Source organism: Daejeonella sp. (assembly GCF_030695525.1).
Taxonomy (GTDB): Bacteria; Bacteroidota; Bacteroidia; order Sphingobacteriales; family Sphingobacteriaceae; genus Daejeonella.
The window spans coordinates 1-9,872 of sequence record NZ_JAUYSS010000001.1 but is presented as its reverse complement, the minus strand read 5'-3'; the positions used below and the strand labels follow the sequence as shown (position 1 = coordinate 9,872).

General features: G+C 37.8%; 7 protein-coding genes. All 7 read left to right on the top strand.

The window, feature by feature from the left end; genetic code table 11:
* A partial coding sequence (locus Q8S11_RS00035) for a mandelate racemase/muconate lactonizing enzyme family protein (RefSeq protein ID WP_305660021.1) occupies positions 1–1,006 on the top strand: 1,006 nt, incomplete at its 5' end.
* 21 nt (positions 1,007–1,027) lie between these two features.
* Positions 1,028–2,359: a mandelate racemase/muconate lactonizing enzyme family protein gene (locus Q8S11_RS00030; RefSeq protein ID WP_305660020.1), complete on the top strand. Its 1,332-nt coding sequence runs from the start codon at positions 1,028–1,030 to the stop codon at positions 2,357–2,359.
* Between the two features lie 17 nt (positions 2,360–2,376).
* On the top strand, positions 2,377–3,309 hold the full coding sequence (locus tag Q8S11_RS00025; RefSeq protein ID WP_305660019.1) for an RraA family protein: 933 nt from the start codon (positions 2,377–2,379) through the stop codon (positions 3,307–3,309).
* 562 nt (positions 3,310–3,871) lie between these two features.
* Positions 3,872–4,453, top strand: a complete 582-nt coding sequence (locus Q8S11_RS00020; protein WP_305660018.1) for an RNA polymerase sigma factor — start codon at positions 3,872–3,874, stop codon at positions 4,451–4,453.
* A gap of 92 nt (positions 4,454–4,545) precedes the next feature.
* A complete protein-coding gene (locus tag Q8S11_RS00015; protein WP_305660017.1) occupies positions 4,546–5,763 on the top strand; it encodes a FecR family protein in 1,218 nt (405 codons plus the stop codon).
* 203 nt (positions 5,764–5,966) lie between these two features.
* Complete coding sequence (locus tag Q8S11_RS00010; protein WP_305660016.1) at positions 5,967–9,389, top strand: SusC/RagA family TonB-linked outer membrane protein; 3,423 nt, start codon at positions 5,967–5,969, stop codon at positions 9,387–9,389.
* 18 nt (positions 9,390–9,407) lie between these two features.
* Positions 9,408–9,872, top strand: a 465-nt coding sequence (locus Q8S11_RS00005; RefSeq protein ID WP_305660015.1) for a SusD/RagB family nutrient-binding outer membrane lipoprotein, incomplete at its 3' end; no start/stop codon positions are given.

The window sequence follows — 9,872 nt, the reverse complement described above, 5'->3', positions numbered from 1 at the left end:
AGAATTAGGAGCCTTGAAAGACTATGCCAGGCTCATAATAGGTAAAGATCCAAGGGATATTGATGGTCTTTGGAAAAGGATATTTCACGACATGAGTATGAGGAATGCCGGTGGAGCTGATATGCGTGTTCTTAGTGCTATTAATATGGCACAGGTGGACATTGCAGGTAAACTCGCCGGTGTTCCTGCATATCGCCTTTTAGGCGGCAAGACAAGAGAAAAGATCAAGGTGTACAATACAACTACAGATTACTGGGCCATAAACAATACTAAAATGGGGCCAGATACTGAGAAAATTGTACGTTTTTTAATGGATAGGGGCATTTATGGTATGAAAATCTACCCTTTCAGATCGAAGGATGATTTTATCACTTCAGAAGAAATTGACCGTTGTATTCAGTGGTTAAAACAAATCAGGAGTGTCGCGGGTGATAAAATGGAAATACTTATAGATTGTTGGGGAAGGTATGATTTGCCAAGTTCTCAAAGAATTCTAAAGGCTATTGAACCATATAATATCATACATATGGAAGACATGATGCTACCCCCGAATTCTCAAAAAGCTTATGCTATTCTGGCTGCAGAAACATCAGTACCAATCTGTCATAGTGAAACTATAGCTACAAGATATGAAATAAAGGATTATCTGGAAGCAAAGGCGATGGATATTCTGATGTATGACATTTGCTGGTGCGGAGGAATGACTGAGGCAAAGAAAATGTCAGATATGGCAGATGCTTTTCAGGTTCCTACCTCTCCTCACACTTGCGGAGGCCCTCTTTTATGGCTGGCATCAATGCATATCTGTACATCTATTGCTAATTTTAGTTATATGGAAAGTAACTATTGGAAGTATACACATCAATTTCCATATTTTCTTAACAATGTGCCTGTCCCTGTTAACGGCTTTGTTACTGCTCCGGAAGCGCCTGGATTGGGAGCTGAGATAAGGCCTGAATTATTTAAAAACGGGGATGCAATTGTTGAAACAATTGCCCAACTTTAAACTTGTGCAAAAGAAGGATCTATGAATAGGGAAAATATTATGGATAGAAGATCTGCATTAATGACGATTGGTTATGGGGTCATGACAGGTTCAATGGTTCTAGCACCGCAGGGTAATGGAACATCAGCTAAAGTTCATTCTACAGAAACTTTGAACCAGCTTGCGGATAAACCGATGAAAATAATCAAAGTTGAGGGCGTCAGATTTAATGATCGTATTGATGTAGGTGGAGGTTCCGGAGGTTCAGGTGGAGCTGAATTTTGTTGGGTTAGGTTGCACACAGATGCGGGGATTATTGGTACCGGAGAAACATACCCATGGATTAATGGTGCTTTAGGTGCTTTAAAGGATGTTTCAAGAAGGTTTCTTTTGGGTAAAGATCCCCGAAATATTGATTCTATATGGCAAAATATTTATCAGTATATCAGCATGAGAAATGCCGGTGGATCTGATATCCGAATGCTGAGTGCTATCAACATGGCCCAGTTAGATATATTGGGACAGGCTACGGGTATGCCACTATATCAATTACTTGGAGGAAAGACCAGACCAAGTGTGAAAGTATATAATACCACGACAGATTATTGGGCAATCAATAATATGAAGATGGGGCAGGATACTGAAAAAATTGTTAAGTTTCTACTGGACAGAGGTATTACTGGAATAAAAATATATCCTTTTACTGATGGTCCTAATAGACCTAAAGGACATTTCAGACATTCGGTAGACCTTGAAAATTGTCTCACCTGGATAAAACAAATCAGAACAGCTGCAGGCAATAAAATGGAAATTCTGATTGATTGTTCCGGTGAATTTGATCTTCCGGGTGCTCAAAGAATCCTTAAAGCACTTGAGCCCTATAATGTAATTCATATGGAGGATATTCTTATTCCATCAAATGCACAAGACTCTTATAATATTCTTGCAGCAGAAACTTCTGTTCCAATAGCACATAGTGAAACTATTGCCACCCGTTACGAAATGAAGGACTTTTTAATTAATCGTGCTATGGATATCCTGATGTATGATTTATGCTGGTGTGGTGGCCCAAGTGAAGCAAAAAAAATGTCAGATTTGGCTGATGCATATAATATTCCAACATCTCCCCATACTGCTGGTGGCCCATTACTTTGGTTGTCATCCATTCATTTATGTGCCGCTATTCCGAACTTTTGCTATATGGAGAGTAATTATTGGAAGTATACCCACCAATATCCTTACTTTTTGAAAAATGTGCCTGTACCGGTTCAAGGATATGTAAGTCCGCCGGAAAGTCCAGGTTTGGGTGCTGAAATTAAACCTGAATTATTCACAAATGGGGATGCAATTATTGAAACAATTGTCGAACTCTAAATCAATAATTTAAAATCATGAAAAGAGAACTCATACTGATATTAATTCTACTCATTGAGGGTTCATACTCCTATGCACAGAGAGTTGGATCAAGTCCAGAATATATAAAGGAACTCACTTCCCAGTGGAAAGGGCCAAGACTTCCTGATGGAAGACCACATGTACCGGATTTGGTTTTAGAGAAATTAAAGAATGCTACTCTTGAGCAAGTATGGGGTTATATGAACAATCGGGGTTACAGGAATCAGGTAGCTATAGACTGGGTTATACTTAAAAGTGGTGAACCAATGACAGGGAGGGTTGTAACTGCTCAGTTTATGCCTTCCAGACCTGATTTGGATAGTTTGGTAAGAGATAAGGGCAAGCAGGAGGGTAGATCCCAGTCTGGAGGGATAAATATCTGGCCTATTGATATTCTAACTAAAGGTGATGTATATGTTGCAAATAGCCACGGAAAAATTAAAGATGGAACCTTAATTGGCTCAAGTCTTGGTAATTCTGTTTATGCTAAAACTGGTAATGGTGTCGTTTTTGAAGGCTCCATAAGAGATATGCAGGAACTTAAAGATACTGAGGGATTTAATGCCTGGATAAAGGGACATCATCCATCTTATATCAGGGATTTAACACCTACATCAATTAATGCACCGATTAAGATTGGGGATGTAACTGTCTTACCGGGTGATGTTTTATTTGCCAATGATTATGGAGTAGCATTTATCCCTGCTCATATGGTTGAAGGTTTGGTGACTAATTCTGAATTGATTGGATTGAGGGATGAGTTTGAGCGGTATTTGCTCCGCCAAAATAAATACCCTTCCGGACAAATTCATGGTGATTGGTCAGCTGAGATCAAAGCAGAATATAGAAAATGGTTTTTAAGTAATGCAAAGAAAACTACTGTAACTATTCAACAGATAGATGATTATCTGGTTAAAATGAAAGATTAATTAATAGTCAAATATTTAAGACCGGATATCTTCCTGTCGATATTTAGTTGTATTAATCATAATCTTTTCAATACCTAACCGGTTCTTCATAGTTATATCAAATATTTGACTATGAAGACCCGGTTTTTTATGTTCCTGTAAGTGTGATTGAGTTAACCATGTTGTTGTTTATTTTACATTTATTTTCTCAAATCAAAACCCAATTTTATAAAGCTTATTGCTTAATAAGCACGAATACCCATGCAATCATTAAATAAATGTCAGAAATACCCAATTTTGCTTTTACCGATTGCTGCATATCTTTAATTATCCTGTGTTTAATTGATATTCCCATTAAAAAGTATAAATTGAACTCATGTTTCAATTTGATTTCTTGTCATTTTCTTCCAAAAGGAAAAAGAGATACTCAATTTATTGACATTCATTTTTCAATTTGATAATATTGGAATATATTTTCACTAATTTTAAAAATGCACAAGGGATAGTGACACTGATAAATGCTGTTAAATAACTAGTCTCATCCAGAATGAGATTAATCACAATTTAATTATAAGGCATCAAAATGTTAACCGGAAGAGTACATAGTGTTATGGATAGCTTACTGCTTGCTCAATTGAATGAGGGTAATGAGTCTGCATTTATTGCACTTTATGATAAGTACTGGAACAACGTTTTTGATGAAGCTTATAAACGCACTGGTCATAGGGATCAGGCAAAAGACATTGCGCAGGAAGTATTTACCGCAATGTGGATCAGGTGCTCAGAAACCCCCATTGATAATCTTCCTGCCTGGCTATACATTGTAACTAAAAATCTGGTTTATAAATTATTTCAGGAACAGGAACGGTTTACACCAATTTCTGAATTATTGACTGAATTAAAAAGTTATGGCAGTAGCGCTGATGCTCTTATTCTTGAAAAGGAATTGAACTCGGCCTATAATCTTTTAGTATCTTCCCTTCCAGAGCAGCAGCGCATTATTTTTAAGATGAGATATCAGGATGACCTTACTCCTTCTGAAATTGCCTCCAAACTAAGCCTTAGCCCTAAAACTGTCCGAAATCATTTGGGAAGAGCCTTAAGAAAATTAAGGACAACATTTATGCTGATCCAACTGCTAATGATTATTGGAGGGTTTAGCTAAGTTTCTCATTCAGTTCTTAGTTCCATAAAATTTATTTTTTTTTAGACTGGGCAAAATCAAGCTTTTCTGACACATGTATTCAAAACAGTTACATGGATCGGATTCAGAGAGAACAATTCTTAAAAATTCTCGAAAAATATCGTGCTGGAAATGCCTCAGCAGAGGAGATGGATTTTTTAGATACCTATTACCGGGTATTTGGCCTGCGTCCAGATTACACATCAGGCATGGAAGAGGGGAAACGTATTATTCTTAAAGAAGATTTAAAGAATTCTATCCTTGAAAATATTTCTACATATCAGAATAATAAAATCCAAAAAGGTAAAAGGAAAATTTATAAATGGTCAGTTTCTATAGCTGCAGCAACTCTGATTATTTGCGGGGCCTGGCTATTTTATCATCCCCAAAAGATTGAATCATTTCAGGCAATAAATAGTGTAAAAAGAGATAGTTCTATAATTTCAAAAGAAAAAGTCGAACCTAAAGTTGAAATCATTCCAGGAGGGAACAAAGCTGTGTTAACTCTTGCAAATGGTAAAAAGATTAATTTGACTGATGTAAATATTGGGATGCTTGCAGAACAGTCAAATGTTCAAATTACTAAAATTGCCGATGGCCAGCTTGTATATAGTGTTTTAACTGATCAGCAAGCAATCAATAACCAAAAGGATCAGTACAACACTATAGAAACTCCAAGAGGTGGCCGTTATCAGATGCGTTTACCTGATGGTACTAATGTATGGTTAAATTCAGCCTCCAGGTTAACTTATCCTTCAAGTTTTTCCAATCTTAAGAATCGCAGGGTAGAACTGAGCGGCGAAGCTTATTTTGAAGTTGCAAAAGACAAAACCCGCCCATTTCTGGTCAAGACAATCCTCCAGGAAGTTGAAGTTTTAGGAACTCATTTTAATATCAGTTCCTATGAAGATGAATCATCCGTTAAAACTACCTTATTAGAGGGTAGTGTAAAAATAGTCGGAATCAATGGCAGCGATAAAATTTTGAAAGCAGGTCAACAATCAGTTCTAACTTCTGATAATATCATTGTTGAGGATATTCGTACTGGACAACAGGCAGTGGCTTGGAAAAACGATCAGTTTGTTTTTGAAAGTATTGATATTCAACATGTTATGAGAATGATTTCTCGCTGGTACAATGTGGAAGTAGAATATGTAGGTGCAATTCCAGAAAATAAATTTGGTGGTTCAATTTCGAAATTTGAAAACATCTCCGAAGTATTAAAATCGCTCGAATCAACTGGAAGGGTCAAGTTTGAAATTGAAGGCCGTCGGATTCTGGTGTCTAAATAAGATGAAAATTAACGTAATTATTAACCTTAAAACTAGAAACTATGTAGGATTTTAACAGAAACGTTAAGCCAAAAAATAAACCAGAAATGCACAAGCACCTCTGGTTTAAGTCTGGTGATTACTATTAATTAAGTATTAAAGTTTAACCGCAGTTGCCCGGGTCTCGAAACGAAGGCATTCTGCTAAAAACCAAACATTCGCAAATGTATAAAATTTATACCAAAAAAACCGGTATATCCAAGGGGTATGCCTCCAAATTATGGCTAATTATGCGTCTGATTACCTTAATATTGACAACTAGCTTCATGCAAGTTTATGCAGTAGGTTTTGCGCAAAAGATTAGCTTAACTCAATCAAATGCACCGTTAAGGACCATACTCTTAGAACTTAGGTTACAAAGTGGATATAATTTTGTCTATACTGATGATCTTCTCAGTATGGCTAAGCCTATAAATATTAAAGTAAAGGAGGCTAAATTCGAAGATGTCCTGGTGGAAGTTTTTAGAGAACAGCCATTAACCTATATCATCAATAAAAATACTATTACAGTTAAGGAGAAAGATATTGTATTAAGTAATTCAGTATTTGAAGGGCAAAGGGATATTGTTATTAGAGGAATAGTAACCGATGCCACCGGCGAAACCCTGCCAGGGGTTAGTATTAAATTAAAAGGCTCAACTATTGGAGCTACGACAGATATGGATGGCCGGTTCACTATTAATGTTGCGGACAGGAATAGTGTTTTAACTTTTACCTATATAGGTTATATCTCGCAGGAAATTGCAGTAGGTGACAGAACCACCTTGAATGTTAGGCTTGAGGCAGCTAATACCGCCCTTACAGAGGTAGTTGTTACTGCATTAGGTATCTCTAGAGAGAAAAAGGCCCTTGCTTATTCAGTATCTGAAGTAAAAGGCGATGAATTAACTCAGGCCCGTGAAACAAACGTTGCAAATGCACTTAGTGGTAAGGTTGCCGGAGTGAATGTGAGTGGAAATGCAACCGGACCAGGAGGATCGAGCAGGGTCATTATCAGAGGAAATGGATCACTGGCAGGGAATAATCAACCGCTTTATGTGGTCAATGGTATGCCTATGGATAATTCCATTCCTGGAGGGGGGACCCAATCAACCGGAAATGGTATAAATGTTGACAGAGGTGATGGAATTGCCGGGATTAATCCCGATGATATTGAGTCTATAAGTGTACTAAAGGGTGGTCCTGCAGCAGCACTATATGGTTCGAGAGCATCTAATGGTGTAATTTTGATAACCACCAAGAGAGGGGTAGCTTCCAGAGGTATTGGAGTAGAGTTGAACTCAACCTCCACATTTGAAACTATTTCTGTTTATCCGGATTGGCAATATGAATATGGTCAGGGAATTGACGGGGTTAAACCTGCGACAGCAAATGCGGCCAGAAGTGCGGGGCGTTTATCATTTGGTGCGAAAATGGATGGCCAGCCATCGATCCAGTTAGATGGGCAGATGAGGCCATATTCCCCGGTTCATGTAAAAGATAATTTTAATAATTTCTATAGAATGGGCTCTACCTATTCTAATACTGTAGCTTTTACAGGTGGAAATTCAGATCTGAATTTCAGATTTTCAGTAGCAAATGTTGATGCCAATGCGATCATGCAAAAGTCATCCATAAACAGGAAGATTGCAAATCTTAACGTCAATGCTGCTCTTGGTAAGAAAATTACCATCGAAGCAATAGGTCAGTACAATCTGGAAGAAGGAATTAACAGACCTAAAGTGGGTTATGCGGATCACAATGCTTCCTGGGCAACCTATCTGATAGCAAATACCATGGATATCAGAACGCTTTCACCAGGTTATGATGCTGACTTTAATGAAACACTTTGGAATGCTTCCAGTGCTGCTACTAATCCATATTTTGTAATTAACAGATATAGAAATGGGGATGATAAAAACCGCTTTTTAGGTCAATTTAGCGTGAAGTATGATATTTTAAAGAACTTGTTCGTCAAAACAAGTGTCAGCAAAGACTTTTATAAATTCAACGCAGAGAATATTATACCAACAGGAACTGCTGCCGCTCCGAAAGGTGAATTCGAAAATATTCAGGCCAGTGTGGCAGAGACCAATTCAATGATTAGTTTGAACTACAATGCCAGATTTTTCAAGGATTTTAGTTTTATGGCAATGGTGGGTGGAAATCAACAAGAAAGTGTTTATGACCAGACTAATATTCGGGGTACAGAATTTACAATACCATTCTTTTATAGTTATACCAATGTTGCTGCACTGAATACTTCGCCACTTTATGAACAATCGAAGATTAATTCAGTTTTTGGTTCAGCCGATCTGGACTATAAAAGAATCGCATTTTTAACAGTTTCTGCGCGTCAAGATTGGTTTTCTACTTTAAGCCCTCAGAATAATACCATTCTATACCCTTCTATTGGAGGTAGTTTGATTTTATCTGAAGCTATGGCAATGCCTTCATTCATTAATTTTATGAAATTAAGGTCATCCTGGGCTCAGGTAGGTGGTGCAACCCCTAGTCCGTATATACTGAATCAAACCTTTAACATGATTCAGGGAGGCCATAACGGAAGGCCTGTTCAAGGTTTTTCTTCCAGATTGGTTACAAATCCTGATTTAAGGCCTTTAACATCAACCACTTATGAAGCAGGTTTGGATGTTCAGCTTTTTAATAACAGACTCGGCCTTGATTTCACACTTTATAACAGAAAAACTACCGATGATATCGTAAGAACAACTATCCCTAATACCAGTGGTTATACGCAAGCGCTTCTCAATGTTGGGGAAGTCAGTAATAAGGGTATAGAATTTTTGATTAGCGGCAAGCCAATAAAGAGCCAAAATTTTAGCTGGGATGTGAGTTACAATTTTGCTTATAACCGCAGTGAAATAGTTAAACTCGCCGAAGGGCTCACCGAAGTAACTGTAGGTACCGGAGTTGCAGGTGGTGTGATCCAAAACCGTGTTGGACAACCTTTTGGAATGGTTAGAGGATTCCTGCATTTGAAAAATGCCAATGGTCAAACAGTATTTAATACTATCAGTAATCTGCAGGTTGTAAGCCCTTTAACTGATCTCGGTGTAGGGGTGCCTCCATACACTATGGGATTGACTAATAATTTTGGGTATAAAAACCTGTCTTTGAGTGTTCTCCTTGATGGAAAATTTGGGAATACGATATGGTCAAATACAAACTGGTATGCCTCCCGATTCGGATTGCCTAAATCAACTCTTCCTGGTCGTGAGAATGGACTAGCCCTAAATGGAGTAACAGAATCAGGTGCACCATATTCTTATACAGTACCTATTCCGCAGATTGACAATTACTATAACTCTCAGCAGAGTTATACCGGTTTGTTTGCATATGACGGAAGCTTTGTAAAATTACGCCAGGTAATTCTGGGCTACAGGCTTCCGGTTTCAAAAGTAGGTGCCTTGAAATTTCAATCTGCCACTATATCGGCAGTGGCAAGAAATTTATTCATTTTATATAGCAAAACTGAAAATTTCGATCCTGAATCAAGTAATACCAGTGACAATGCTCAGGGTTTGGAGGCCTTTGGTCTGCCAAGAACAAGAAGCATTGGTTTGAATCTACAGGTAAAGTTTTAATCATTTAATCTTATGGATATGAAAAATCATTTTTTCAGAAATACAGCAATTGTTTTAGTAATGCTATTCGGAATTTCCTGTGATAAGGGTTTTGAGGAGCTAAACGTGAATCCAAATGCCGCGACAAGTGTTGTGCCTGAGTTTTTATTAACAAAAGCACAATTATCCTCGGCCAGATTCGATTATTTCATGCTTGGAGGAGCTATGCAGCATATGGCTACCTATAATATTGGTCAGGCGCAAGGCGACAAATATGTTGGTAACCTGGGCTGGCAATCAAATCTATTTGAGAACTTTTACATTAATGAAGGACTTGAGATAGAAGAAGTTATCCGATCAGTTTCAGGTAATGCCGACCTGGTCAATAAACTTGCAGTTGCCCGCATATGGCGTGCTTTTGTTTATCACCGTATCACTGATATGTATGGGGATATTCCGTATAAAGAAGCCGGAAAGGGTTCGTCCGATAAGATATATAAACCT

Excerpts from the sequence above, each read along its gene's own strand:
- Q8S11_RS00030 (WP_305660020.1), top strand. The coding sequence starts at position 1,028 with ATGAATAGGGAAAATATTATGGATAGAAGATCTGCATTAATGACGATT.
- Q8S11_RS00015 (WP_305660017.1), top strand. The coding sequence starts at position 4,546 with ATGGATCGGATTCAGAGAGAACAATTCTTAAAAATTCTCGAAAAATAT.
- Q8S11_RS00020 (WP_305660018.1), top strand. The coding sequence starts at position 3,872 with ATGTTAACCGGAAGAGTACATAGTGTTATGGATAGCTTACTGCTTGCT.
- Q8S11_RS00010 (WP_305660016.1), top strand. The coding sequence starts at position 5,967 with ATGTATAAAATTTATACCAAAAAAACCGGTATATCCAAGGGGTATGCC.
- Q8S11_RS00025 (WP_305660019.1), top strand. The coding sequence starts at position 2,377 with ATGAAAAGAGAACTCATACTGATATTAATTCTACTCATTGAGGGTTCA.